The organism is Verrucomicrobium spinosum DSM 4136 = JCM 18804, from assembly GCF_000172155.1.
GTDB classification, from domain to species: domain Bacteria; phylum Verrucomicrobiota; class Verrucomicrobiia; order Verrucomicrobiales; family Verrucomicrobiaceae; genus Verrucomicrobium; species Verrucomicrobium spinosum.
The window spans coordinates 7277554-7302449 of sequence record NZ_ABIZ01000001.1; the positions used below are offsets into that span (position 1 = coordinate 7277554).

Consider the following 24896-nt stretch of genomic DNA (forward strand, 5'->3'; position numbering starts at 1 on the left):
TCAGAAAGGCGGTAACGTCGCCGGCCTCCAGCAGGACAGCGTTTCCTCCAGGTAGCGCTCGATCCGGGTTACGATATGGGCGAGAGGATACTGCTCACGCACCTCCTTGCGCCCGCAGGATGCCATTTGAAAGCGCCATTCGGGATGGGAGACCAGTTGCAAAATACGCTGGGACAGCTCCCAGGAGTCTCCAGAACGGTAGGTGAGGGCATTTTGACCGTGGCGGAAGAGTTCGGCACTTCCTCCAGTGGTGGTGCCCACCACCGGCAGCCCGCTGGACATGGCCTCCAACGGCGTCAACGCAAAAGGCTCTTCCCATTCAGAGGTGAAGAGCAGAGCATCGTGCTCTTTGTAAACCTTCGGCATCTCTTCGGGGCCAGCGGCGTGAAAGGTCACCCGCAACTCGTTGGTGCGGGCATATTCCTTGAGCCGTGCTTCGTAGGCGGCCTCTCCGCGACCATAAATGCTCAATTCGCCATCGAACTTCCCCTTGAGGAGCTTCATCGCCTTGAGGGCCGTAAAGACGCCTTTGTCTTCGGCAAGACGTCCCGCATACAACAGCTTCTTCACAGGTCTCTCCGCGGGTTTCGGCATTCCGTCATAGAGCATCGTGTCCACTGGACAATGGATCACCCCGCCATGCCCCACGCTGTACCCCTTCTCGACCGTGAGGTCTTTGAGCCTCTGGCTGCAAAAATAGATGCGCTGAAACTGCACGTGCGAGCGGGGGTTGGTGGGGGCGACCGTCTGCCATCGGCGACGCCAACCCAACGCCGTCACCAAGCCTCTGGCCAGTCGTGACCACACCGGCAGATTGGCATTGTTCCACCATGCAAGCCAGACATCCGCTGCCAGGCTGCGGGCAATCCAGTGATCAGAGACATCATACACGGTGGGCACTTGCATGCCCTGCAAGGTGAGGGCCAGAGACTTCGAAAGTCCTCCCATGTTCCAGACATGCACAATATCGGGAGCGACCTCAGTCAGCAGAGCCCGGAGCTGTTCATTGTTGTGCCGCTCCACATGCCGCAACTTCCAGATGCCGCGCCACGGTTTCCCGCAGTATCCATTGAGTCTGAGGACCCGGTGCACGGGGTAGCGGGATGGTGCCTCCTGGACACCCGGAAGGTGATGGTCCGACGTAAGCACCACGACCTCGTGTCCCTTGCCCACCAGGGCCTCCACCACATCCCTGCAGCGGAGCTCGTAACCGCCCACGTAGTGCGGAGGATAAAGATTGCTCAATACTAGCACTTTCATTGGCACCAGTTTGCCCGATGGGAAGTCCGGCGTCAGCCCCCACAAGCGGGGGAAAATTTTCTCCGCCGCCTGCCAATTCCACCCGCAAATGAGGGGGGTGCCAATCTGTGCACGTATAGGACCATTGGCATACCCCAAAGCCCCGGCAGACCTCCCAGCAATGTCACCAAAAAAACTCCACCCCACCACGCCCCCCAACGTCGCCCCCCTCCTCCTGCTGTGGGCACACTGGCCCGCATGGCTGGTGGGGATGATGGCCATGCTTGCTTTTGCCCTGCCCATGTCAGTCATCATCCGGAGCATGCATGAGAATGCGCGTGAAGTAATGGAGAACTCTTTGCGGCAGGGTCTGCTCTCCTATGCACGAGCCCTGGCTGGAGTCGTCGATCCAGATCAACATTCCCAATTCACGAGAAGGGAGCAGGAGACCTCGCCCGAGTACCTTCAACAACTTGTCGCCCTGGACACGCTCAAACGGGCGCTGGATGTGAAGGGCATGGTGAAATATGTGTACACGTGCGTCCTCCATGATGGGGAGGTCAGGCTCGTTCTGGACACCACACCGGAAGGCGATGCGGATGGGGACGGTCAGGACGACAAGGCTCATATCCTGGACCCCTACCCTGAGGCATCCCACACTCTCCGCAGGACCCTTGAGAAGGGTGTCCCAGCGGTTGACTCGATCCCTTACACGGACCGCTGGGGCACGTTCCTCAGTGCGTACGCCCCTGTCTTCAACTCTGCCCGGGAGGTGGTGGCTTGTCTCGGCGTGGATGTGGAACTCACCGACTTCAATGCCCAGCTGGCATCTCTCCATACCGCTGAGTTGCTTCATTTTGTCGGAGCGTTTTCCCTCTCGTTGCTCGCGGGAATATTCATGTACATCTACCACCTCCGCCTGCGGGTGGCCGTGGGGGACCTCACCACCGCAGAGATGGCAGCGCAAGCCTCCTCCCGGGCCAAGAGTGATTTCCTCGCCACCATGAGCCACGAGTTGCGCACCCCCATGAATGCCGTATTGGGGATGATCCAGCTCCTCCAGAAGGCGAATTTGAAGCCCGTAGAGCATGAGTACCTGAAGACCGCCTATGAGGTGGGGGACCGCCTCATGACGATGATCAACGACATTCTGGACTTCTCCCAGATCGATGTCGGAACGATTGCGCTCGTGCGCGACCGCGTTGACCTGCCCGCGCTGTTGGAAGATGTGACCGCATCCGTCCGTGATGAAGCCAGATTGAGAAAGCTCGATCTCACCGCGCACATTGCCCCCGGCTGCCCCACCCTGTTCTGGGGCGACAATACGCGATTGCGACAGCTGCTACGACATGTGGTGGGAAATGCAGTAAAGTTCACCGACTCTGGCTACGTGAGAATCACAGCAAAAGTGGTGCTGCCGGGTGAGATCCAATTTAAGATTGAGGACACGGGAGTTGGCATTGGAAAGGAGAATCAGGAGGCCCTGTTTGATGCGTTCTACCAGTCCGATAGCAGCATCCGCAGACGCCATGGCGGCACTGGCCTGGGGCTGGCCATCTCCAAACGCCTGTGCGACGCCATGAAGGGGCGCATCTGGTTCGAATCCGAGGTGGGACGCGGCACGACATTCCACATTGCTCTGCCCGGTGAACCGGTGATGGAGCCCCCGCAAGGCGAAGCGAAAGCCCCTGAAGGTGCAGGCTCCCGCAGCGTCCTGCTTGCCACGGACGACGATCTTGTTCAACTTCTTGTCGCCGGTGTGGCTCGGAAGATGGAGTTGCCCATCCACTCGGTGACAACCGCCTCCGATCTGCCCGCCTCCGTTGAGGCCGAGGATGCCAGGTACGTGATGGTGGACGCATCCATTCTGGATGCGCCCACAGTCGAGTGGGTGCGCGAGCAGAGGAAGAAGATCCGGAAGAATTCCGTGCAATATTGCCTGCTCAACGCCACCGCCGGGGACACCCGCAATGAAGCGTTTCATCATGTTCTCACCTCTCCCCTGAAACCGTCCACGATCCGGGAGACATTGACGCACCCCGTCTGAGGACGGGGAAGGGGTCAGTTGGGATGGGCGACCGCCCCCGCCCGCCCATCTCTGATGCCGGCCAGCCGCCCCCTCCGCTGCTGCCAGCGGATCTGCAAACACGATCTTAGTTCAGGCAACCGATGGTGCTGGCGACAATAGTGAAAGTCGCGAACGACATCTTTCACCCACCCCAGCGCCATCGTCCGGTACCAACTGTCATCCCCTTCTCGCGTGTTTCCAGCCAGGCCCATGGCACGGGCATCTCCGTAGGCGCGACGGTAACACTGCTCTGGGGTGTAGTTGTGACTGTGCATCACCACGGACGTGGGCACATACACCACCTCGTACCCTTCTGAGAGGCACCAGCGCGTGTACTCATCATCCTCGGCATACTGGAGGTCTTCCCGGAACCCACGCTTCTCCCAAACATCTTTCCGCAGACCGCTGCTGACCATGCTGAAGAAATGGTCCCAGGTGGCCGACTCCCTGGGTTCGCCGAAACAGCGGTCATAGTCGCATGCAAAGGGAGCCCTGCAATCCGGGCGGGGGATCTGGCGACCAAAGCAAGCTGCAACTGACTCACGTTGCAACGGGGCTGCCAGTTCTGAAAGCCAGTTGCTTCCCTGCGGGGTCGCATCGGCATTCAAGAACAAAAGGGTCTCTGCCGCAGCCAGCCGGGCGCCCAGGTTCAGCACCCTGCTCGGGTTGTACTCTTCCGGCCGGATCTGAACGAAGTGCCGGGGCCGGGCTGCCCTGATCAACTCCTGTGATCCGTCCGAGCTGCCGCTGTCGATGACGATCAACTCCCAGTTTTGCTCGAGCTGGGCTGCAAGCGCCGGGAGGGTTTCCTTGAGCGCCCACGCCTCATTGAAGCTGCGCATGATGATGCTGAACTGCGGGCTGGAGCTCATACAGGAAGAGTGGGGACGGCGGTGGGACGACGTTGGAGACGGCAGATGAGGATGTTACGTTCCGCGCGGGTGATCGCTGAAAACCAGGTGCCCGCGATCGCGCTGAGTGCGACGAGGGTCCCCTCCACTCCCAACCGGACCAGCACATGACTGTGGTCAAACCAGCCCTGCCAGCGGAAAACAAACACCAGCAACAGAGCACCGGTGCAGCCAACAAGAGAAGGAACGAGGGTGCGCCCCAGCAGTGCGAGATACCCCACCCCCGCTTCCCTGGCCATCCACGGCCACAGGAAGCCCCACCCAAAAAGCAGGGTGGGAATCAAGGATCCAATGGCAACAGCCACCACACTGCGGAACTTCCAGACCAGGGTGCAGCTCACTGCCAGGTTCAACACCGCCTCTCCCACCCCCAACCACATCAGCTTCTTCTCATGCCCGGTCATCATGAAGATGCGCTTGGAAACGCTGTGAGTGATGATGGTGGTGTAGTACCAGAAGAGCAACACCTGCCCGGTCAACCAGGTCTCGAAAGCCAGGTGGGTGTCACCTGTGAGCAACTTGAGGAGGTCCTCCAAGTAGGAGGCACACAGCAGATACAGGGGGGTGGCCAGGATGATGCTCCACCTCGTGCCTCCCACGAGCAGTTCCTGAAGATCCTCCCCACGCCCGGACGCGTGCAAATGCGCCGCCGCAGGGGAGAGCGCGTCTTGCACCTGACGGGTAAAGTCCCGGAAGACCTCTGCCACCTTCGCCCCCGCCTGATAGAGCACCACCGCGCCCACCCCCAGTCCAGAAGTGATGACCAGCTGGTCGGTTTTTGAAAGGATCAAGTTCGTGGTGGTGCCAAGGTAGGCGTAAACGGAAAAGGCAGCCGTCTCCCGCATGGACTGCCACGAACAGTGCCGCCAGGAGATTCTCACCTGAGGCATGCTTCGCAGCGCAAAGAATGCCGCAAAGAAGTCCGGGAGAAGGGACATCCCCAGTGCGATCGACATGATGACGACAAAACTCCACTGGTAGTGGAGCGCCAGAAGCGTCAGCCCCAGGCGAATGATCAAGGCACCCGTAATGAGCCAGTTCACCAGCTGCAGCCGCTGCTGACCCCGCAAAATCTCAGGATACACCCCCATGGGAAAGGCCATCCCTATCCCGCAGAAAAACAAGATCATCACCGTGCGAAACTCTGCGGCCCGTTGCTGAGGCACCCCAAAGGCATCCACCAACCAGGGGGCACTGATCAGGACGCTGAGGGTGAGGAGCGCTGCGACCCCCAGATACAGAAAAATAATGGTGCTCAACACCTTGCTCAAGGTCTCCCAGTTCCCCTGCACCGAGAGTTCAGCGACGCGTTTCTGCGCGGCAAAGCCAAACCCGAAATCCAACAACACCCCGTAGCCAAAGACACTCCAGAGCAAAGACCAGAAGCCGAACTCCTCCTTGTCAAAATGCTGGTAGAGAAGACGGAAGGTGACCAGCCCAACCACCATGGCGACGACAGTTCGCACATAGTTGGAGAGCGTGTTCTTCACCAGACGACGGTGCAATTCTTCACGGTTCATATGGAGGGATCAGCAAATGGTCGTTTCAGCAAGGAAAGCTCTGGACCTGGGAGGCTGGAGAACCAAGCCGGGCCTGATGATGATGCTCTGCCTGCTGGTAAATTTGTTCCAACTGAGAGTGAACGGCGGACCAGTCATATCTCTCCTGGGCCTCCCTCCGCCCTGCGGAGGCGATCTTCTCCCGAAGGGCCTGGTCGGTGATCAAACGCTCCATTTGAGCGGCAAGTTGCTCCACCGAACCTTGCGTGCCGGGATCGAAGCACAGACCATTGCACTCATCCTTGACCAAGCCCACCAGGCCTCCCACCCGACTGGCAATGACGGGGCGACTGGCGCTCCAAGCCTCCAGTACCACGATGCCGAACGGTTCATGCCTGCTGGGCAGGACGAAGGCATCGCACGCTGCATACGCGTCAGGAAGCGCCCTGTCATCGTTGCGCAGGCCGGGCAGCAAGATAACTCGATCAGCCAGTCCCGCCTGAGCCACCTCCCGGCGAATCTTCTCTGCGTACTCGGGCTGAGTTTCAGGGCCCATCAGCAGCAGGCGGGCTTCTGGCCGCCGAGCTGCCACCCGGGAGAAGGCAGCCACGAGTTCTGCCTGGTTTTTCTGAGCGTCAATCCGGCTGATATTCGCGAACAAAAACGCATCCTGAGGAATTCCGAAGCGTTTCCGGAACCGCCCCCCCTCTCCTTGGGAAAACCTCTCCACATCCACGCCATTGGGCAGGTGAGCCACCCTCCCATGGGGCAAAGCTTGAGCAGCCGCCTCAGCCTCGCTGCGACCCACGCAAATCACCATGTCCGCCCGCTCCAACACCTGCCTGGAACCGAAGATGGCACCAAACAGACGGCCCCATTCCATCTTGCCCCGGATGGGGCGGACCAGATCCTCCCGCTCTGCCTGGGGAACATCGAAAACCCCGCCGTGCAGTGTGACCACGAAGGGGATCCTGCGCCATCGCGCCGCGGTGGCCACTTCGCCCCCCAGACGCTTCAAGCAGTGAGCATGATACAGTCTGACGCCAGGCTCGCGCAACAGCCCGGCAAACAAGCCGAGGGAGAGGAGGTTGCCCCCCTTTTTGTCCAGAAGCTGGATTTCGTCCTTCGAGAGGCCAAAGAATGGATAATGATGAGGATACCGCTCGACAGGGATGTTCTGGATGGTTTCACGCCTGCAGTCTGCGAGCGCCATGGACGTCACGATTTTTGGCGCATAGCCCGCCTTCTGCTGCTGCCTCGCCACCTCCGCGACCACGGTTTCCGTGCCCCCCCATTCATGGGCGACAAACCGTCTTGGCACGTGTATGATGGAAGTTGAATTGTTCATAAGTCCGACTGGATTCACCATTCTTCATTCCACGGAACAATTTGTACATACCCACACCTGAGGGGCTCCCCACAAATGTGGGTGGTTCCATCGCTCAATATGCGTTGCCATGACCACAGTTTGAGAGAGGTTAGAAGGCGGGCTGCTGAGGCCACGCCGCCGACACCCCAACCCACTGAGCCAAGACTTACGCCATGAACTCCACGTTCCTCGGGCTCCGACCGCCGCCTGGTGTGACGGCGCAACTCTTTCCGCAGTACCTTGCCTGGGACCGTAGCGGCGGGATCGCTGCCGCCTCAGAGGAGTTGCAGACTCTTTTGGCAGAGGAAGGCGCAGGAAAAGTCGTCTCGGATCTGTTCATCGCTGAGGATGAGATGTTTCCCAAGGCCTGCGCTCCCTTGCGTCTCGTTCATCGGGAGTCTGGAAGAAGGCTGGATGGGTATTGTGTTCCTGAGCCGGACGCATCTCTGGTCTGGTTCCTTGTCGCGGCCAGGGTTGGTCGATCCACGGTGTACCCGCAGGCCAGCACGAATCTGTTTGATGTGGTGGCTGACCGCACCATAAACGGTGTCGTCATGACCGACCGGGCGGGGCGCATCCTGTGGATCAACCATAGATTCGAAAAAATCACCGGGTGGACGCTGGACGAGGTGCGGGGACTCTCCCCCGGGAGTTTTCTCCAGGGTCCCGAAACAGATCCCGCCACGGTGGACCTGATGCGGGAAAAGATCCGCACTGGACAGCCCTTTACCACCCAAGTGCTCAACTACAGGAGGAATGGAGAACGCTACTGGCTCCATCTGGACGTCCAGCCACTGCGCGACCCATCGGGTGAAGTGACCAGCTTCCTTGCCATTGAAAACGACATCTCTCAATCCCGCCGGCATGAGCAGAGGATAGCCGTTCAATTGGAAGTCTCCAAAATCCTCGCAGAGGCCATCAGCATTGAGCAGGCCATTCCGTTGCTCCTCGAGACCGTAGGGAAGAGTCTGGAATGGCATGCAGGTGCCGTGTGGATGAAAGACACGAAAGCCGACGAACTCATGCTCCGCGCCTTTTGGAAGAACGCTGCGGTTGAAATGCGGCCATTCGAGCAAGTCTGCCGCAGTCTGAAGGTGGTGAAGGGGCAGGGCATGCTGGGCAGGGTCTGGGAGACTGGTGTGTGTGTCTGGGAGGAGGATCTGGCCGGCAACGAGCAATGCCCGCGCAGCCAGGCACTGCAAGCCTCCGGGCTGCATGGCGCCCTTTGCTTTCCGGTGGTAAAGGACACGGAGTTTCTGGGAGCCTTTGAGTTCATCAGCACGTCTGTGGAATTCTCCGACACCGAGATGCTCGGCATCCTCAAAAGCATTGGCAGCCAAGTCGGCCAGTTCGTCGTGCGCAAACGGGCGGAGGCGGCGCTACTGGTGGCCAACCGGCTCAACCAGGCCATTCTAGACGGCACCAGGTACTCCATCATCTCCACCGATCTCGATGGAGTGATCCAGACCTTCAATTCCGGGGCCGAATCCCTGCTGGGGTACCGAGCAGCAGAAATGGTGGGAATAAAGACGCCAGAAGTCATTCACGATGCCCGGGAGGTGGTCATGCGGGCAGCCGCGCTGACGGCGGAACTGGGTGTGCCCGTCCCGGCGGGATTCGAAACGTTCGTGGCGAAGGCCCGCATCAGAGTGCCTGACGAGGGTGAGTGGACTTACATTCGCAAAGACGGCACCCGGCTGCCGGTGCTGCTCTCAGTGACTGGCCTCACCAATGCTGAGGGAGCTCTCACTGGATTCCTCGGAATCGCCGCAGACATCACAGAGAGGAGACGGTTCGAGAACGAACTGCGCATGGCCAAGGAGCAGGCTGAATCTGCCAACCGGGCCAAGGGGGAATTCCTGGCAACGATGAGTCACGAGATCCGCACGCCCATGAACGGCATCATCGGGATGTCAGGCCTGCTCCTTGAGACCAAGCTGGAGTCATCGCAGCGGGACATGGTGGATGCCATTCGCACCAGTGGCGAGGCGCTCATGGACATCATTGAGGATATTCTGGACTTTTCCAAGATCGAGGCGCGGCGCCTGGATCTGGTGGAGGAAACATTTTCTCTCGATGCGGTGATCGACGGCGTGGTGGACCTCCTCAACCACAAGATCCAGTCCAAGGGGCTTACCATGGGCGTGATTCTGGATCCGGATGTTCCTCTGTCCATGAGAGGTGACGCAGGGAGGCTGCGACAAATCCTCTTCAACCTGATGGGCAACGCCTCAAAGTTCACCGACGAGGGAGAGGTCAATCTTTTCATCAGCGTGGCTCGGGGACCGGGTGGAAACAACATGCTGGAGTTCACAGTAGCGGACACGGGGATTGGCATGACGCCACAACAGATCGAGCGACTGTTTCAGCCGTTCAGCCAGGTGGACAGCTCCAGCACGCGCCGTTTCGGTGGCACGGGGCTGGGCCTGGTGATCAGCAAGCGGCTGGTGGAAATGATGGGCGGCGCCATCCATGTGGAAAGCACCCCGGGGAAAGGCTCACGATTCTTCTTCCGCCTTCCCGCCAGACACTCCGCTCCGGAGGAGCCCGGGCTCAGCTGGCCGGAGGAGGTGCGGGACATTCGCGTCCTGGTCGCAGAACCGCATCCCATTGCCATGCTCGCCGTGCGGAATGCCCTGGAGGGCCTCACTCATCGTCCAGACTCTGTATATGACGAAGAGTCCCTCACACTCGCACTTGCCGATGCGGACAAGCAATGGGACGTGCTCATTGTGGACCGCCGGCTCGCTGGAGACCACTTTACCTCTCTCATGGCCAAACAAAAAGCCGAAGGCAACGCAGCCAAGCTGATCGTCTCTGGACAGATCACGGACAGTCTGACCGACGACCGACTGGGCGACCTCATGAACGGCCAGCTCACCCGCCCCCTGCGGCGGCTCCAGCTCCGCTCCGCGCTGATCCGCCTCATGAAACCCGCGGAGACGGAGTCCGAGAAAAACGCTGCCCCTGCCGATACCCCCAATGGGCGGGCGTCCGATCATATCCCTCACATGCTGGTGGTGGAGGACAATGAAGTGAACGCGCGACTGGCGATTCTCCTCCTGGAAAAGCTGGGTTACACGTATGAACTGGCCCGGGATGGTGCAGAAGGGCTGGATCGCTTCACCTGCGGAAAGTTTGACGCCGTACTGATGGATTGTCATATGCCAGTGATGGATGGGTATGAGGCCACCCGCCGCATCCGGGCGCTGGAGGAATCAACGGACTGGCAGAGACCTCATTCGAGAATCATTGCCATGACTGCCAATGCCATGACCGGCGAGCGTGAACGCTGTCTGCTGGCCGGCATGGACGATTACCTCGCCAAGCCCCTGAAGGCCACGCTTCTGATGGAGACCCTGTCCCGAGTACCGGTGATCACCCAGCGCGAGGCGAATCCCTCTGCGGCGAGTGTGAGCGCCCATGATGAGGCCGACTGCCGTCAGGCATTGAGGCAGCTTGTAGAGGAGATCAGCCTGGAGGCCGCCGTGGAGCTTGTCGGGCGCTGGCTCCATGACGCGCCCAGCCGCATCGATGAGATGATCCGGCTGGCTGGCGGTTCCGAACAGGCGGTGCTGAAGAGGGTCGCGCACTCCCTCAAAGGCAGCAGTTCACTCTTTGGTCTGACCAGGCTGATCAATCTATGCCACGATATGGAAAAACTGGCCGAGGCCAACATCAAGACGGGTCAAGCCCCTCTGGCTGCAGAGATGGTGGCCACGTTTGATGAAGTGGAGACATTCCTCAAAACTGAACTGGAAAAATTCACCTCCCAGACGGGCAACCTATGAAGCTGCTGTACGTTCACGAGCGATTCGGTGCCCTGGCCGGTGCGGAAGCGAACGCCTTCATCACGGGCCAGGAATTGGGAGGCCGGGGCCATGTCCTGGGCTTGCTCCACGGCCCCTCCACCGGCAAAAATGAGGCTGCCTGGCACGCCGCCTTTCCCCACACGTTTGCCCTGCCGCCCCCGGAAGAGGGCACCTATGCCGCGACCCGCCGGGCTCTGGAGCAATTCCAGCCTGACGCGGTGTATGTGCACAAGATGGCGGATTTAAAGGTGATAGCCGCCCTCGTGGATTCACAAGTCCCACTCGTCCGCATGGTGCACGACCATGACATCTACTGCATGCGGAGTTACAAGTACAATTACTTCACCCGCGAGATCTGCACCCGGCCGGCTTCCGCAGCGTGCGTGTTCCCCTGTCTGGCCTCTCTGGTGAAGAACTCCGGGGGTGGGTTCCCTTTAAAGTGGGTGAGCTACTCTGAGAAAAAGCGGGAGATCCGCATGAACCAGCAATTCAACCGGATGATCGTGGTGACGCGATACATGCGGGACGAGCTGCTCCGCAACGGGTTTGATCCGGAGCGCATCAAGATCCTGGCCCCGGTCCCCCGCATGGGGGAGGCCGGGCTCCGCAGCTCTTTCAGTGACCGGAACCTGATCATCTATGCCGGTCAGATCATCCGCGGGAAAGGGGTGGATGTGCTGCTGGAATCCCTGGCACGAGTGAAGTCCCCCTTTGAATGCATCATTCTGGGCGACGGCAACCACCGTGAATACTGTGAGCAGCTCAGCCGGAATCTGGGCCTGGACAAGCGGGTGACCTTCAAGGGCTTCATTCCGCAGGAGGAACTGAAGTCCTACTACCGGGAATGCAGCGTCGTCGCGCTAAGCAGCGTGTGGCCCGAGCCCATTGCCACCATTGGCCTGGAAGTCATGCGATATGCCCTGCCAGTGGTGGCATTTGATGCCGGGGGCATTTCCGACTGGCTGGAAGATGGGCACAACGGCCGCCTCATCCCGTGGATGGACCGGGACCGTTTTGCCCATGCGCTGGACGAACTGCTGCGCAACAAGGCACTCGCCCGCCAAATGGGCGAGAACGGTTTCCACATCGTGTCCGAACGGTATGATTTCCCGTCGTACATTTCCAGTCTTGAAGAAGTATTTTCCAGCCTGATCCGCCCGGCTCTTTCGGAGCATCCGTGACCTAATCTCGATAGATTCCCCCACTTGAGGGTGATTACAACCCGCTCTCCTGCGGTAGGTTTTCGTCATGGCACATCCCATCCACGAGACTGATCGCAAACTGGTCGCCCGCTACCTGAAGGCAGGCAGCCCGTGTGGGCGGGCAAAAATGCGTCTGCAACTGGCGGCCACCCGGCTGGGCTGGTGCCTGTTCACCACGGCCTCCGCTGCGATCAAGCGAATGCTGGATGTGGTCATCGCCATCTTTGCGCTCCTGCTGCTTTCCCCCCTTTTCCTCCTGATCGCCGTGCTCGTAAAGCGGGATGGCGGCCCCGTCTTCTTCAAGCAAACCCGCACGGGCCTCCGCGGCAAGACCTTTGGCATGCTCAAGTTCCGGTCCATGTGTGTGGACGCAGAGGCCCGGCTCAAAGCCTTGCTGGCGCAGAATGAGAAGGCAGGCGGGGTGACGTTCAAGATGACCAACGACCCCCGGGTGACGCCGGTGGGGCGGTGGATCCGCCGGGCATCCGTTGATGAACTGCCCCAGTTCTGGAATGTGCTGAAAGGGGAGATGTCCATCGTGGGGCCGCGCCCTCCCCTGCCGCGGGAAGTGGCGCTGTACACTCAGGCAGACCGCCTGCGCCTCTGCGTGAAGCCGGGCATCACATGCCTCTGGCAGGTGGGTGAGCGCAAGGGCGAGCTGTTCGAAGTGGGAGACCGCAATGCCATCACCTTTGATGAGCAGGTCAAGCTGGATGTCCGCTACATCGAGCACCAGTCCACTGCCAAGGATCTGTGGCTGATGATCAAGACCCTGCCCGCCATGCTCCTTGGGAAATAACCACCCGGCAACCGCACCTCTCATGAACGCCATCCTCGTCTGCCCTGATTCCCGGCCTGCGGAGACTCCTTTCCGGGGCACGAAACCCTTGGGGCTCATGCCCATCCTCGGGGAACCCCTTCTGTTCAGATGGCTTTCTGAACTCGCAGGGAAGGGCCACACTCACGTGTTGATTCTCGCCGCCGACCGGCCTGACCACGTCAGGGACGCTGTGGCTGGTGGTCGCTACTGGGGACTCCATGTTGAGGTGGTGGCAGTCCCCAGGGAACTCACGCCGGAAGAGGCGGAGCTCCGCTATGGCCACCGTCTTCCCCTCACGGGCCGCCCCCTGGTCATTGTCACGGATCACCTGCCTGGAACAGGGCGCGCCGCCCGCCGCCTCTGGAGCACGCGCCGACAGACCCACGAGTATCTCAGCCAGACGTTGCAGATGCCGGAAGTGTGCGGCGGCCTGACCATGCGCCAATGTCAGCCGGGCATCTGGATCAGCACCAAAGCCGTGGTCCACCCTTCCGCCCGCCTGGAGGCCCCCCTGTGGATCGGCCCCCACGTCACCGTGAAATCCGGTGCCCGGATGGGTCCCAACACCGTCCTGGAAACAGGATGCACCGTGGACCGGGACGCCACGGTCATCGAGAGCTGGCTCGGCCCCGATACCTACTTGGGAGCCGGTGCCGAATTGCGCGAATCCCATGCATGGGGTGAGCATCTGGTGGACTGGAAGGATCACACCAGCCTGGAGGTGCGGGATGCGTTTGTCATGCACAACCTCAACCGGCCAGTCAGCACCCGCGCTCATGTGCCTGGTCTGCCGGAGCGGATGCTGGCAATGCTCATCATGATCGCCCTGGCCCCCCTGGTGCTTGGGAAAAAGTTCCTGGCGCGGCGCCACCGCTCCGCCATGCCGCCGATTGTGCAGCGCTGGCCGGAACTCTGGCAGGTCTGGCGGGGGGGGATTTCTCTCGTAGGACTCAGACCCGTTGTTTCATGTTCCCTGGCAGGCATTGAAAACGAAGTGCGTGAAATCTGGTGCAGCCAGCCTCAGGGGGTCTTCACTCTGGCAGACAGCCTTGGCCAGGACCCTTTGCAATTTCCTGAAGCCCTCGCTTATGCCGCCTGCTTCGCCTCAGACAACCGGCGCGCGACGCGCCTGAAGATCTTGTTCGGTGCCATTCAAAAGATGCTCTTCAAAGATAATTTTCAACCCTCCGTGCCATGAACTTTGCCCACGAAAAGCGGATCTTGTCTCTCAAGTCCCCTCCCGTGTTCGATCGCGAACACGCTCCCGCCTGGAGGACTCAGGCCCTCGAAGCGCTCTCCGCAGGACAGGTTTACTGTGAGATAGACATGGAATCGACCCAGCAGATGGACAGCGTGGGCCTCGCCAGCCTCCTCTCCATTCGCGAGATGGTCGAAAAACGGACCGGACACGTGCGCCTCGTCAACCCTTCATCCGCCATCACCCAATTGCTCGAAGTCACGCGGATGCACCGCTACTTCGAAATCGCCACCTTTCGTTTTGAGAGCCCCCTCGTGGACCAGCGCCCCATCCTCGTGATCGAGGACGAGCCTCACATTCGCACCGTCACCGAGCTGGTGGTCAAGCCCCTGGGGAGGCCGGTGATCAGCGCGGGAGACGGGGAGGAAGGCATCAAAGCCGCCATCCGCCATCATCCAGCCGCCATCCTTCTGGACTACCTCATGCCGGTGATGGACGGGAAGGAGACGCTCAAACGGCTCCGGTCCCATGCAGAGACGCGGGACATCCCCGTCATCATCATCAGTGCGAACGAGAAGCTCTCGACCCCCCTGCTCAAGAGCATGTGCGCAGCAGATGCCTTCGTCAGCAAACCCTTCTCGCCGGCAGAACTTCGCAGTGAGGTCCACCGCCTGATCCAGGAACGCATTCACCAACCCTCCCCTGCTCACTGACATGAAACGCGTGTTGCCCTTGTTTGTCATGGTGGATGCGTGCGGCTGGGAGATCGTGCGCCATGATCCTTTTTGCCAAGGCCTGGCCCCGCACCGCAGCCGGTTGGATAGTGTGTTCGGCTACAGCAGCAGCTGTGTCCCGAGCATCCTGAGCGGCCGGTGGCCGGATGAGCACCATAACTGGTGTTACTTCGTTCATGATCCGGAACGCTCCCCCTTCAAGTCGCTCCGCTGGCTCCAGTGGCTGCCAAAGTCCATCACAAGCCGCCGGATTTTCCGCCGCCTTATCACCCGGCTGGCCAAGAAAAGGCTAGGCTTCAAAGGCTACTTTGACCTGTATAACATCCCGTTCCAACACATCCACCGCTTCGACTTCACAGAAAAGCGCAGCCCGCTGCAGCCCGGGGGCATGAACCGTGGTGCAAACATCTTCGACGAACTGGTGCAGAGGAAGCTCCCCTATTTCGTGAGCGACCCGGGGGCCAGCGAGGAGGCAAACCGTGACCAACTCGCCCGCGAACTTGCTGAGGGCACCATCGAGTTTGCCTTCATGTACTGGGCCGGACTGGACGGACTCCTGCACCGGGTTGGCAACACGTCGCCGGAGGTGCCTGCCAAACTTCGCGAGTACGAATGCTGGATCCAGAGCCTGATGGATGCGGCGGCCCAGCACTATGATGAAGTGCATCTGTACGTTTTCAGCGACCACGGCATGGCGAACTGTACGGAGCACGTGGACCTGATGAGCCAGATCCAGCCACTGAATCTTGAATTCGGGGAGGACTACGCAGCGGTGTACGACAGCACGATGGCGAGGTTCTGGTTCTTCAACGAACCGGCGCGGGAGAAAATCACCGCGCTGCTGGAGCGTCGTGTGCCTCAGGGGCGGATTCTTCCAGAGGCTGAACTCAAGTCGATGCGGACCCCGATCGCGGACGGCTATTTCGGCGAACTGATCTTCCTCCTTCATGAAGGGGTGCTGCTCGTCCCCAGTCACATGGGGGAGAGGCCCATCACCGCCATGCACGGGTATCACCCGGATGCGCCCCAGAGCTACGCCGCCCTGTTCACGAACCAGGCCCGGCTTCCAGAGGAGGTCACTGCCATCCCCCACATCCATCGTCTGATGATGCATGAGGTGAATCAAAAGCAAGCGGCACGCACCGCCGACAAACCCCGAATCCCAGCCCTTCAGTCAGCATGAAGATCATGACCCTTTCCTCCCCCCCGGAATCCGTTGGCAAACCAGCCCCTCCCTCCCGCATCTGGCACAGCTTCATGACGAGGCTTCTGTTCAAGTTCATCCTGCCCCGGCTTCGAACCGTGAAGATCGAAGGTGTCCGGCTGGATGTCTCAGGCATGAGCCCTGTAATGAAGAACAACCTGCGTCTTGGCCGTTACGAGGTGCAGGAACGTCTTCTGGCGGCACGCGCCGTGAAGAAGGAGGATGTCGTCCTGGAACTCGGGGCTGCGATTGGCTTCATCGGTCTTTATTGCCGCAAAGTTCTAGGGGTGCGTGATTGCATCAGCGTGGAGGCCAATCCCGACACCCTGCAAAGGCTCAGGCACAACTATGCACTCAATGCCCTGACGCCCCATGTCATTCATGCGGCCGCCGCCAGCCAAGACGGAGAGCTGACACTGCATGCCGACGGTGAGTTCTGGGAGAATTCCCTCATTGATCAGGGCAAAGGCGCCACCTCGTTCACCGTCCCGGCATTAAGCCTGGCGTCATTGGTTCGCGGTATGAACAATGCCCCCACAGTCCTCATTGCGGACATCGAAGGAGCCGAGCAGTATCTGGACCTCTCCGGACTCCCCGACAGTGTGCGAACCATCATCATGGAGGTGCACCCCACGGTGATCGGCCAGGAGGCGGTTGACCACATCTTGAACACGCTCAAATCCATGCGCTTCACCCTAAGAGGCTGGGAAGAGAACACCTTCTGGGCAGAGAGAAAGGTTCACCCAGACAGGTCATCCTCGCAAGGTCATTAGTTGGCGGGCGGAGCAGTCGTTGGAGGGCTGTATCAAGCCCTTCCCGCACCAGATTGAGATCCAGTGGACACACATCACAGACTGCGCCGCCAGGCACGTTCACGTGCGGGGCGGCACGGGAAGCTTGTCCTCGGGTATGTGGCTCAAGGTTCTCGCAGGGATGCTGGTCATGGAGAACCATGAGGCCAGGGTGCGCGCCATGCCCGGGTTGAACAACACCTCCCGCATAAAGAGGTCGCGGGCCAGCGCCGCGAGTTTGCCACGCATCGTGCCCAGCTTCATTCCCCATGCGGCACGACGGGTCGCGATGCGGGACGCTTTTGAACGGATGCGGTCATACGCTGATGACCATGCCCGGGCCGTCGATGGCTGGGGATCGTCCTGCATCGAGAGCAGTGTCAGGGCGAGGAGTTCAGCATCCGCAAAGCCGGTGTTCATGCCCTGACCGCCAATGGGGCTCATGACATGGGCGGCATCTCCGCAGAGAAAAACGCGTCCATCACCATAGGTCTCGCTCTGCATCCAGCGCGGACTGAAGCTGCTGGTCGCCGTCACCCCCGATGGGGAAACACAAATGCCCGTGCGCTGCTGCACGATCTCCATCAACGCAGTTGCATCCGCATCCGTCACCGCTGCCTCGGTCTGGACGACCCAGCGCCTCATGTTTCCAGGGAGAGGAAACGACTCCACCGCGCCATCTGCGGTGAAAAACAAGTGCGCCTCCCTGTCCAGGCACGAGTGGTCGGGAATGTCCGCCATGATGAAATGACAACCGTAGCTGCCTCCATGACTGCGGATGTGGAGCATCTCACGAATCCTGCCCCGGGACCCGTCACAGGCCACCATATGCCTGCAGGTCACCACGTCATCCTGCGCACCAGAAACCGTCACCGTCACCTGCGAGGCATCTTGTGTGAGTGCTTTGACCTCCGTGCCGTAGGAGATGGAAGCACCGGGATACTTGAGCAGGTTCTGGTGCAGCACCTTCATCACCACGTGCTGGGGGATGCTCAACACAAACCGATAGGCACCCTCCAGCTTGGAGAAGTCGCAGACTCCCAGCAGACCTGTCTGCCCATGAACCATGACGCGATCTATGAACACCCCCTGCTGGATCAGCTCAACATCAAGTCCGAGCGTTCTAAGGATTTCCAGCGAGGGGGGCGTGATCCCGATTGCCAGGGAGGGCCGGACATGGCCCTCGCTCTTCTCAAAGATCCGCACACTTCTCCCCTGTCGGGCAAGCAGATTGGCCAGCAGCAATCCCACCGGCCCAGCGCCTGCGATGACCACATCATATTCCGCCGGCGGCACCGGTGTCACTCCCTGGGGCCGACACCGGAACTTCGGCACCCAGTAAGGCACGCTGTTTTGATACCTCGCAAAGGCCTCGCCGTAGTAGCGCAAATAGCGCTTTTCTTTCAGCAGCGGGGCCGCCAGGCAGTAACTCGTCCATAGGACCGCGGCGTAAAGGTGATCCGGCGTCCAGACCGGTGCCGTCCACAGGATGAGTGCGAACGAAAGATAGATGGGCTGGCGGACATGGCGGAATGTGCCAGAGCGGCTGAAAGGCTTGTAAGAAGGTGACTCATTCCGCCAGACGCTACGCCATCCCACGCTGCCCACCTGCACATCCATCCCCGCGTCATGCATGGACTTGGCCAGCAGCAGCCACGATGCTGCATAAAGAGCGTCCAACGCATAAAGGCACCATCCTGTCGGCGTCGCCCAGAGCACTCTGGATGGCGACCAAAGGAGGAAGACGAGCAGAAGTTGCAGGGCGGAGATGCCAGCGAAAATCGTGGTCGAAAGCGCACGCCCGAGCCCGAACGGTGCCAGCCCTCCCATCCACCTCCGGCCCCGGTCTGCCAGCAGCAAGCTGTGCACCGCGGCAAACTGGGCGAGAAGCAGGAAATTGGCAACCAGCCGCCACCAGCCGGAAAACCGGCCCAAACCCCATGACAACCCCGAGTGCAGGCTGAAGAACATGGTCACGACCGAAGCTCCAAACAGCGCGTGACTCGCGCCGCCATAGGCCACGGCGACCCAACGCTGTGTGCTCGTGTAGGAGGGACTTGCGTGAGGTGACGCAGCCTTCACCTTCTGGGAACGAGTGCCCGGATCAGACATGGATCATCACCTCCTGAAGAGACTGCAAGGTGGCTTGCCTGCTGCCACGGTGCGGTGTGGCACTCCCCACCCGTTGCAACAGGGCCGACTCCACCGTCAGGCCCGGACCGAACGCCATGGCGATCGTGGAGGCCTGCCGCGTTCGCGCGGACTGCAGCAGATCCTTCAGCACAAACAGGATCGTGGCGCTGCTCATGTTCCCATAGTCATGCAGAATGCGCCGTGAACTCAGCAACGATTCATTGGAAAGGCCGAGCCCAAGCTCCACCTTGTCCAGAATGCCCCTTCCCCCCGGATGCACGGCCCACTCCTCGATCTCCTGACAGGATTTCTTCCACGGCAGCAGCAGACGTTGCATCAGTGGCTGTAGTTCGGCCCCGAGAATCTCCGGCACATAGCTGGTGAGTTTGATGTCGAACCCATGGTCGCCCACATCCCAAGCCATCTCTGCCTCCCCCTTAGGGACCAGCGCCGAGGCGAACCCCTCGACCCGGTACGCAGGCCGGTCCCGAGAGGGTTCCCGGGCACTTACAATGGCCGCTGCGGCCCCATCGGCGAAGAGTGAGTTTGCCAGCATCGCGTCCGGTCGGTCGTCCAGCTGCATGTGCAGGGTGCATAGCTCCAAACAGACTACCAGCACCACCGCTTCCTTGCGCGCTTCGCAGAACTGGGCGGCCATGCGCAGCGCTGGAAACGCAGCATAACACCCCATGAAGCCGATGGTGTATCTCTCGACGCTGGACTTCAGGTTCAAATCCCGCACCAGATAAAAATCCGGGCCCGGGTTCACGAAGCCGGTGCATGATGCATAGACCACATGAGTAATGTCCTCCCTGGCGAAGCCGCTGGCTGCCAGTGCGCGGCGCGCCACTGATACGGACAATTCTCTTGAAGCCCTGGAGAAGACCGCATTCCGCTCCGCCGTGGTGGGATTGGAGGGGGTGCCTTGTTCGTCGATCTTGAAAAGACTGCCCCCTCGGGGATGGTTGAAGTCATCAACCACGCTGTGCCGAGTCTTGATTCCCGAGCGCTGGTACAAGGCATGCAGCAGTCGAATGGACTTCGGGTTTTGGGTCCATGACTTCATCTTGTCGCGAATGAACTCCTGCTGGTAGGGATGTTCCGCCGCCTGGGTTTCGATGTGGTGAATATAAGTGGGCATCTCGATCTCAGGCTTGGGTTCGGGCAAGGGTGACATTCACATGGACATTTACCGTGTCTCCGACCCGGATCACGAACATCACCGACGGCACCTGAATCCCGCAGGCTTTCAGGGAAAGAGGGAAATCGATCTCAAAGGAGGCCTTGCCATCCTTCTGCGTCCAGTTGCTGACCTTGGCCTCCACAGCCTGTTGTTTCCCAAGGATCGAGAGCTGGAATGGCAGCTTCTCAGGCACCTTGCCGCCCTCCGGGAGCAGTGATGCGAAAGCGCAGTCAAAATCACCCTTTATCAGGGGAAAATCCACCACCCGCATTGCCTTGCGCATGTTCTCGTCGCGCTTCGCCTCTTTGGTATCCATGTTTGAAGCCTTCACCTCCACATGGGCCTTGAGCGCAGTGGGTTGATTCGATTCATTCATGGCCACCGTCGTGAGAAAGGGCTGCGCATTCACGGTGCCGGACCAGTCGTGCAGGGTGGAGGTGCCGTTGAATTGGATTGCGGCAGTTCCTTTCCAGAGGGTGGGAGTGTCAGCAAAGCAGGGCTGCAATAGAGTCAGAAGGGCGCTCGCAGTGGCAAGCAGAGCAGGATGAAGTTTCACAGTTGTGTGCAATAAAGTTTTTGAGAATGGAAGAATCACGGCGTGTTGTGTGCGCCGCGCACGCATGGCCCCGTATTGAGTGACCAGGGGCTCCCGCGTGACGCCCGGATCGGAGTGATCACCGGGCGTGTTGGAGTGGGCATGTAGCAGGCACCTGCTCGCACCTCAAAGCAGATGCACGCAGCGCGCGATCCTCATATCCTCTGAAGAGGGGAGCCCATTGCCTAAAATTCTGCCCCATGAAGCATGCCCGCTGATCCGTGCCAGACGGAGTCTTCTGCGATCTTCATTGTTCCGGGTGTCCCATGGTGATGCACATTCACCTGGCGTCAGGCTCCGGACGCTGCCGATGGATTCGTCTGTGGTCCGGTCAGGCCGTTCATCACAGTGGCAAGGGAGGGAGGCATCCCCTCCGCGGCGCGGCAGCAGAAACAGCCCACCAGCCTCCGCCCCTGCCAGATGGAGAGAAGCTGCCCCACGATAATGGTGGTGATCCGGCACCTCTATCCCCAACGGCTCCAGCAACTGACACAGGCAACCTGGCAGCACCAGCTGCAGGCAAGACCAGACAATGAAGATGGACTTTAAAAGAATCAAAACGTGACGGTCATCCGAAGATGCGGGGGTGTGACCGCATCTCTCGTGCGATGTTGAATATTTTCATGTGATGCTAAAGGGTCTCAATTGCTGTGATCACTGCCAGCCCGCCTTTTACAGTTAGATGAAATAGTCTTCCGTGATGGCGGACTGGGCGTTGTCGTTGAGCCGCCGGCAGGCGAACTTGCACACTTCAAACACGGACTCCTCCGCCACCTTGTAGAAGACCTGAAGGCCCTCGCGCTCCCTCTTCAGCAGTCCGGCCTGGTGCAGCAGTTTCAGGTGCTTGGACACATTCGCCTGCGAGGTCCCCAGGCAGGCCACCAGCTCCCCCACACTCTGCCGCCCGTGGCGCAACTCCTGTAGGATGGCCAGCCGTGTGGCGTCCGCAAACGCGGAGAAGATCTCTGCCACCTTCTCCAGGGAGGCGCGGGGCATCTTCGGGCGGTCTGGTGCCAGACCGGGATCAGGGGACATTTTCTTAGTTGACTTCATAACCACATTAGAATATAGGAATATAACTGAACAATGCAACTGAATACCATGGCCGCTCCCATCTCACAATTGTCTCCTCACGATCTCGCGACCCGCCTTAAGAACTCCGCTGGCCCGGCACCTTTGCTTCTAGACGTGCGAACCCCGCTTGAGCACCAGGAGGTCCACCTGCCCGGCACCCGCCTGATCCCTCTGGATCAGCTGGATCCCGCCGCCGTGTGCACCGCCTTTGGCCAGGACCAGGAGGTCGTCGTCATCTGCCGAAGCGGTGCCCGCGCAGCAAAGGCCGCCCAAAAGCTCGCCGAGGGCGGAATGAAAAAGATCGCCGTTCTGGAGGGCGGCACCCTCGCGTGGACCGCCGCCGGCCTCCCGGTCAACCGCGGGCGTAAAGGGGTGTCACTGGAGCGGCAGGTCCGCATTTCTGCGGGCACGCTCGTCCTGCTGGGCACCGTGCTCGGCACCTGGGTCCACCCAGGTTTCTACGGCCTGAGCGCCTTCGTCGGCGCGGGTCTCGTCTTCGCTGGCATCACCGACTGGTGCGGCATGGGCCTCCTCCTGGCCCGGGCCCCTTGGAATCAGGTGCCCAGCGAACCCGCCGTCTGCTCCCGTTAACCCCTTCAGCGAGCCATCCGCCCGTTTGATTCGTCAATGCATCCTTAGCCCCTACCGCCATGTTCCTGCGCCAAGTCTTCGATTCCCATCTCGCCCAATACGCCTATGTCATCGGCTGTCAGAAGTCCGGCGAAGCCATCGTCATCGACCCTCTGCGCGATGTTTCCCAGTACCAGGAGATCGCCGCTGCCGCGGGCCTGAAGATCACCGCCGTTGCCGAGACGCACATCCACGCGGACTTCGTCAGCGGTGCGCGTGAGCTCAGTGCAGATGGGAAAACCAGCGTGTACGTGTCCGCAGAGGGTGGCCCCGACTGGCAGTCTGAGTGGGCCCGGGATCTCCCGCAAACCCGGCTCCTGCATGACGGTGACACGTTCCACATCGGCCGCATCCAGCTCCAGGCCTGGCACACTCCTGGGCACACGCCGGAGCACCTCAGCTACCTCATCACCGACCAGGGCGGCGGGGCGGACGAGCCCCTGGGCATCATCTCCGGAGACTTCCTTTTTGTGGGGGATGTGGGGCGCCCGGACCTGCTTGAGCAGGCAGCGGGCCAGGCCGGGACCCAAGAGGCCGGCGCACGCCAGCTGTACCACAGCTTGAAGAAGCTCTCCGCCCTGCCAGACCACCTCCAGGTGCTGCCCGCCCATGGAGCCGGCAGCGCCTGCGGCAAATCGCTCGGTGCCGTGCCCACCTCCACCCTCGGGTATGAGAAGCGGTTCAACCATGCGCTCCGGCTCGCCCTGAATGACGCGGAGCAGGCCTTTGTGGATTTCATTCTGGAAGGCCAGCCCGAGCCGCCGCTCTACTTCGCCAACATGAAAAAGGTGAACAAGACGGGCCCCGCGATTCTGGGCCCCATTGTCCCCCCGCGCGCCTGGGACCTGGCCGGAGTGGAGCCCCGCCTCAGCTCCCCAGACTTCGTCGTGGTGGACTCCCGGAATGACCGGCAGGCTTTTGCAGGCAGACATCTGCGCGGCAGCCTCTTCGCCCCCTCGCGCGGAGACTTCTCCGGATTCGCAGGTTCTTTCCTTGATCCCGCGCAGGAAGTGGTGCTGGTGGTGGAGTCGGCGGACCAGGTGGACGGCCTCGCCCGTCAGTTGCTGCGCATCGGCTTTGACCATGTGGTGGGCTGGCTTCCCGCCGCCGTGCTGGTGGAGGCACCTGAGGGTATGCTCAGCAGCTTCCCCACCACCACCTTTGCCGGGCTGGCGGCCCTCCTCCAGTCCACAGCAGGTGCCGTCATTCTCGACGTCCGCCGCTCTACCGAGCACGCTGCGGGGCACGCCCGGGGTGCGCTGAACATAGCCCATACGCGGCTCCGCGCCCGGGAGGAGGAGCTGCCCACCGGTGTCCCCCTGGTGGTGCACTGCCAGAGCGGCATGCGCGCGGCCACCGCCAGCGCCTGGCTGGCCCGTCGCGGGCGGCGCGTCATCCATGTGAATGACGCCTTCCCCAACCTGCCCGCTGCCCTGCTCGCCTGAGCCTCGCTGTTTCCACGAACCCCAACGCCCCCTGGCAGACAGGGAACCATCCATGGACACCGCCACCCTCCTCATTGTCGCCTGCGGGCTCCTCGTAGGAGCCTCACTCGGGCTCACCGGCGGGGGCGGCTCCATTTTCGCGGTGCCGCTGCTGCTCTACGGCCTCTCCGTACCAGTGGGCACCGCCATGGGCCTCAGCCTGGCCACAGTGGGACTCACCGCAGGATTTGGGGCCCTGCTACGTCTGCGCCATGGCGAGGTGGAATGGCCCGCTGGTCTGATCTTTGCCGTGGCGGGCATGCTCACCGCCCCTCTCGGCACCACCCTTGGGCGTCACCTCCCCGCCGCTCTCCTGCTCAGCACCTTCGCCCTCCTCATGGCCTACATCGGTGCCCGCATGTGGCGTGGGCGCGGAGCGGAGGATGACGCCCCGCCCAGCCGCTGTGTCGCACGCGGTCCCGGAGCCTTCGGCCCGGAGTGTTATCTCCGCCTGGGCTCCGGCGGCGCGGCCGCTGGTCTGCTCTCCGGTCTCTTCGGCGTGGGCGGCGGCTTCATCATCGTCCCCGTGCTCCTCTTCGTCACCGGCATGAGCATCCACCGCGCCGTGGCCACCTCCCTGCTCGTCATCTTCCTCATCTCCGTCTCAGGCGTCATCGCCCACATGCTCCACGGCCAGCTCTTCCCCATGCCGCTGAGCCTCCTCTTCATCGGCGGCGGGTTCGCCGGCATGCTTCTGGGCAGCACCCTGCGCTCCCGGGTTCATGGAAACACCCTCCAGCGGCTTTTCGCCGCCGCCATGTGGCTCGTCGCCCTCTGGATGCTGGTGCGCAATCTCCTCCTGCCCTGACCGGCACATCCTCAGGCCCGCCCGACAGGAAGCCCACATCCCCACAAGACCATCCCCACAAGACAGGCTATTACGAATACTTCCCCACAAGACAGGCTATTACGAATACTGTAATACTTCCCCACAAGACAGGCTATTACGA

19 protein-coding genes are annotated in these 24896 nt (G+C 60.9%); 11 read left to right on the forward strand and 8 right to left on the reverse strand.

Annotation, left to right across the window (positions count from 1 at the left end; all coding sequences use genetic code 11):
- A complete protein-coding gene (locus tag VSP_RS42765; protein ID WP_009965262.1) occupies window positions 1–1260 on the reverse strand; it encodes a glycosyltransferase family 4 protein in 1260 nt (419 codons plus the stop codon).
- A 160-nt stretch (window positions 1261–1420) separates the two neighbouring features.
- Here VSP_RS42765 and VSP_RS40235 point away from each other — a divergent pair, with 160 nt between their 5' ends.
- Complete coding sequence (locus tag VSP_RS40235; RefSeq protein ID WP_009965263.1) at window positions 1421–3286, forward strand: sensor histidine kinase; 1866 nt, start codon at window positions 1421–1423, stop codon at window positions 3284–3286.
- Window positions 3287–3300: 14 nt separating this feature from the next.
- On the opposite strand, the gene VSP_RS29515 is transcribed toward VSP_RS40235, so the two are convergent.
- Genes VSP_RS29515 through VSP_RS29525 form a run of 3 tightly spaced genes read right to left on the reverse strand, consistent with a single transcriptional unit; the run spans window position 3301 to window position 7038 of the window.
- The gene (locus tag VSP_RS29515) at window positions 3301–4179 is read right to left on the reverse strand and encodes a glycosyltransferase family 2 protein (RefSeq protein ID WP_009965264.1); all 879 of its coding nucleotides are present in this window, start codon (window positions 4177–4179) and stop codon (window positions 3301–3303) included.
- Window positions 4176–5738: a lipopolysaccharide biosynthesis protein gene (locus VSP_RS29520; protein ID WP_009965266.1), complete on the reverse strand. Its 1563-nt coding sequence runs from the start codon at window positions 5736–5738 to the stop codon at window positions 4176–4178. Before VSP_RS29520 ends, VSP_RS29515 begins: the two co-directional genes overlap by 4 nt.
- 25 nt (window positions 5739–5763) lie before the next feature.
- The gene (locus VSP_RS29525) at window positions 5764–7038 is read right to left on the reverse strand and encodes a glycosyltransferase family 4 protein (RefSeq protein WP_232289523.1); all 1275 of its coding nucleotides are present in this window, start codon (window positions 7036–7038) and stop codon (window positions 5764–5766) included.
- 221 nt (window positions 7039–7259) lie between these two features.
- Here VSP_RS29525 and VSP_RS29530 point away from each other — a divergent pair, with 221 nt between their 5' ends.
- The 7 genes from VSP_RS29530 to VSP_RS29560 all read left to right on the forward strand — a co-directional run bounded on the left by VSP_RS29530 (window position 7260) and on the right by VSP_RS29560 (window position 16829).
- Entirely contained in the window at window positions 7260–10877 is a 3618-nt protein-coding gene (locus tag VSP_RS29530) for a PAS domain S-box protein (RefSeq protein WP_009965270.1), read from the forward strand.
- A complete protein-coding gene (locus tag VSP_RS29535) occupies window positions 10874–12079 on the forward strand; it encodes a glycosyltransferase (RefSeq protein ID WP_009965271.1) in 1206 nt (401 codons plus the stop codon). The genes VSP_RS29530 and VSP_RS29535 overlap by 4 nt, the downstream gene beginning before the upstream one ends.
- Before the next feature lie 67 nt (window positions 12080–12146).
- On the forward strand, window positions 12147–12899 hold the full coding sequence (locus VSP_RS29540) for a sugar transferase (RefSeq protein ID WP_009965272.1): 753 nt from the start codon (window positions 12147–12149) through the stop codon (window positions 12897–12899).
- A 22-nt stretch (window positions 12900–12921) separates the two neighbouring features.
- Complete coding sequence (locus VSP_RS29545) at window positions 12922–14118, forward strand: nucleotidyltransferase (RefSeq protein WP_009965273.1); 1197 nt, start codon at window positions 12922–12924, stop codon at window positions 14116–14118.
- Window positions 14115–14831 carry a response regulator gene (locus tag VSP_RS41605; protein WP_009965274.1) on the forward strand — a complete coding sequence of 239 codons (717 nt, stop codon included), beginning with the start codon at window positions 14115–14117 and terminating at the stop codon, window positions 14829–14831. Before VSP_RS29545 ends, VSP_RS41605 begins: the two co-directional genes overlap by 4 nt.
- A 1-nt stretch (window position 14832) precedes the next feature.
- Window positions 14833–16035, forward strand: coding sequence for an alkaline phosphatase family protein (locus tag VSP_RS29555; protein WP_009965275.1), 1203 nt, complete (start codon window positions 14833–14835; stop codon window positions 16033–16035).
- Window positions 16036–16040: 5 nt separating this feature from the next.
- A complete protein-coding gene (locus VSP_RS29560) occupies window positions 16041–16829 on the forward strand; it encodes an FkbM family methyltransferase (RefSeq protein ID WP_198141257.1) in 789 nt (262 codons plus the stop codon).
- A 99-nt stretch (window positions 16830–16928) separates the two neighbouring features.
- Here the strand turns inward: VSP_RS29560 and VSP_RS40245 are convergent, their stop codons facing one another.
- The 4 genes from VSP_RS40245 to VSP_RS29580 all read right to left on the reverse strand — a co-directional run bounded on the left by VSP_RS40245 (window position 16929) and on the right by VSP_RS29580 (window position 21793).
- Window positions 16929–18959, reverse strand: a complete 2031-nt coding sequence (locus VSP_RS40245) for an FAD-dependent monooxygenase (protein ID WP_009965278.1) — start codon at window positions 18957–18959, stop codon at window positions 16929–16931.
- Window positions 18952–20157, reverse strand: coding sequence for a type III polyketide synthase (locus VSP_RS38005; protein ID WP_009965279.1), 1206 nt, complete (start codon window positions 20155–20157; stop codon window positions 18952–18954). Before VSP_RS38005 ends, VSP_RS40245 begins: the two co-directional genes overlap by 8 nt.
- Window positions 20129–20719 carry a YceI family protein gene (locus VSP_RS29575; RefSeq protein ID WP_009965280.1) on the reverse strand — a complete coding sequence of 197 codons (591 nt, stop codon included), beginning with the start codon at window positions 20717–20719 and terminating at the stop codon, window positions 20129–20131. The genes VSP_RS38005 and VSP_RS29575 overlap by 29 nt, the downstream gene beginning before the upstream one ends.
- 717 nt (window positions 20720–21436) lie before the next feature.
- The gene (locus VSP_RS29580) at window positions 21437–21793 is read right to left on the reverse strand and encodes an ArsR/SmtB family transcription factor (protein WP_009965281.1); all 357 of its coding nucleotides are present in this window, start codon (window positions 21791–21793) and stop codon (window positions 21437–21439) included.
- Window positions 21794–21859: 66 nt separating this feature from the next.
- Here VSP_RS29580 and VSP_RS29585 point away from each other — a divergent pair, with 66 nt between their 5' ends.
- From VSP_RS29585 to VSP_RS29595, 3 genes are read left to right on the forward strand one after another with little or no spacing between them, the layout of a single operon-like run.
- A complete protein-coding gene (locus VSP_RS29585) occupies window positions 21860–22423 on the forward strand; it encodes a rhodanese-like domain-containing protein (RefSeq protein WP_053332435.1) in 564 nt (187 codons plus the stop codon).
- Between the two features lie 59 nt (window positions 22424–22482).
- The gene (locus VSP_RS29590; protein ID WP_009965284.1) at window positions 22483–23907 is read left to right on the forward strand and encodes an MBL fold metallo-hydrolase; all 1425 of its coding nucleotides are present in this window, start codon (window positions 22483–22485) and stop codon (window positions 23905–23907) included.
- A gap of 52 nt (window positions 23908–23959) precedes the next feature.
- Window positions 23960–24754, forward strand: a complete 795-nt coding sequence (locus VSP_RS29595; protein ID WP_009965286.1) for a sulfite exporter TauE/SafE family protein — start codon at window positions 23960–23962, stop codon at window positions 24752–24754.
- The last annotated feature ends 142 nt before the right edge of the window (window positions 24755–24896 follow it).

What these genes read in the sequence shown, in the direction of transcription:
- VSP_RS29580 (WP_009965281.1), bottom strand. Translation starts at nt 21,793, where the DNA reads ATGTCCCCTGATCCCGGTCTGGCACCAGACCGCCCGAAGATGCCCCGC.
- VSP_RS29590 (WP_009965284.1), top strand. Translation starts at nt 22,483, where the DNA reads ATGTTCCTGCGCCAAGTCTTCGATTCCCATCTCGCCCAATACGCCTAT.
- VSP_RS41605 (WP_009965274.1), top strand. Translation starts at nt 14,115, where the DNA reads ATGAACTTTGCCCACGAAAAGCGGATCTTGTCTCTCAAGTCCCCTCCC.
- VSP_RS40235 (WP_009965263.1), top strand. Translation starts at nt 1,421, where the DNA reads ATGTCACCAAAAAAACTCCACCCCACCACGCCCCCCAACGTCGCCCCC.
- VSP_RS29555 (WP_009965275.1), top strand. Translation starts at nt 14,833, where the DNA reads ATGAAACGCGTGTTGCCCTTGTTTGTCATGGTGGATGCGTGCGGCTGG.
- VSP_RS29520 (WP_009965266.1), bottom strand. Translation starts at nt 5,738, where the DNA reads ATGAACCGTGAAGAATTGCACCGTCGTCTGGTGAAGAACACGCTCTCC.
- VSP_RS29545 (WP_009965273.1), top strand. Translation starts at nt 12,922, where the DNA reads ATGAACGCCATCCTCGTCTGCCCTGATTCCCGGCCTGCGGAGACTCCT.
- VSP_RS29515 (WP_009965264.1), bottom strand. Translation starts at nt 4,179, where the DNA reads ATGAGCTCCAGCCCGCAGTTCAGCATCATCATGCGCAGCTTCAATGAG.
- VSP_RS29595 (WP_009965286.1), top strand. Translation starts at nt 23,960, where the DNA reads ATGGACACCGCCACCCTCCTCATTGTCGCCTGCGGGCTCCTCGTAGGA.
- VSP_RS38005 (WP_009965279.1), bottom strand. Translation starts at nt 20,157, where the DNA reads ATGTCACCCTTGCCCGAACCCAAGCCTGAGATCGAGATGCCCACTTAT.
- VSP_RS40245 (WP_009965278.1), bottom strand. Translation starts at nt 18,959, where the DNA reads ATGTCTGATCCGGGCACTCGTTCCCAGAAGGTGAAGGCTGCGTCACCT.
- VSP_RS29535 (WP_009965271.1), top strand. Translation starts at nt 10,874, where the DNA reads ATGAAGCTGCTGTACGTTCACGAGCGATTCGGTGCCCTGGCCGGTGCG.
- VSP_RS29540 (WP_009965272.1), top strand. Translation starts at nt 12,147, where the DNA reads ATGGCACATCCCATCCACGAGACTGATCGCAAACTGGTCGCCCGCTAC.
- VSP_RS42765 (WP_009965262.1), bottom strand. Translation starts at nt 1,260, where the DNA reads ATGAAAGTGCTAGTATTGAGCAATCTTTATCCTCCGCACTACGTGGGC.
- VSP_RS29530 (WP_009965270.1), top strand. Translation starts at nt 7,260, where the DNA reads ATGAACTCCACGTTCCTCGGGCTCCGACCGCCGCCTGGTGTGACGGCG.
- VSP_RS29585 (WP_053332435.1), top strand. Translation starts at nt 21,860, where the DNA reads ATGGCCGCTCCCATCTCACAATTGTCTCCTCACGATCTCGCGACCCGC.
- VSP_RS29560 (WP_198141257.1), top strand. Translation starts at nt 16,041, where the DNA reads ATGACCCTTTCCTCCCCCCCGGAATCCGTTGGCAAACCAGCCCCTCCC.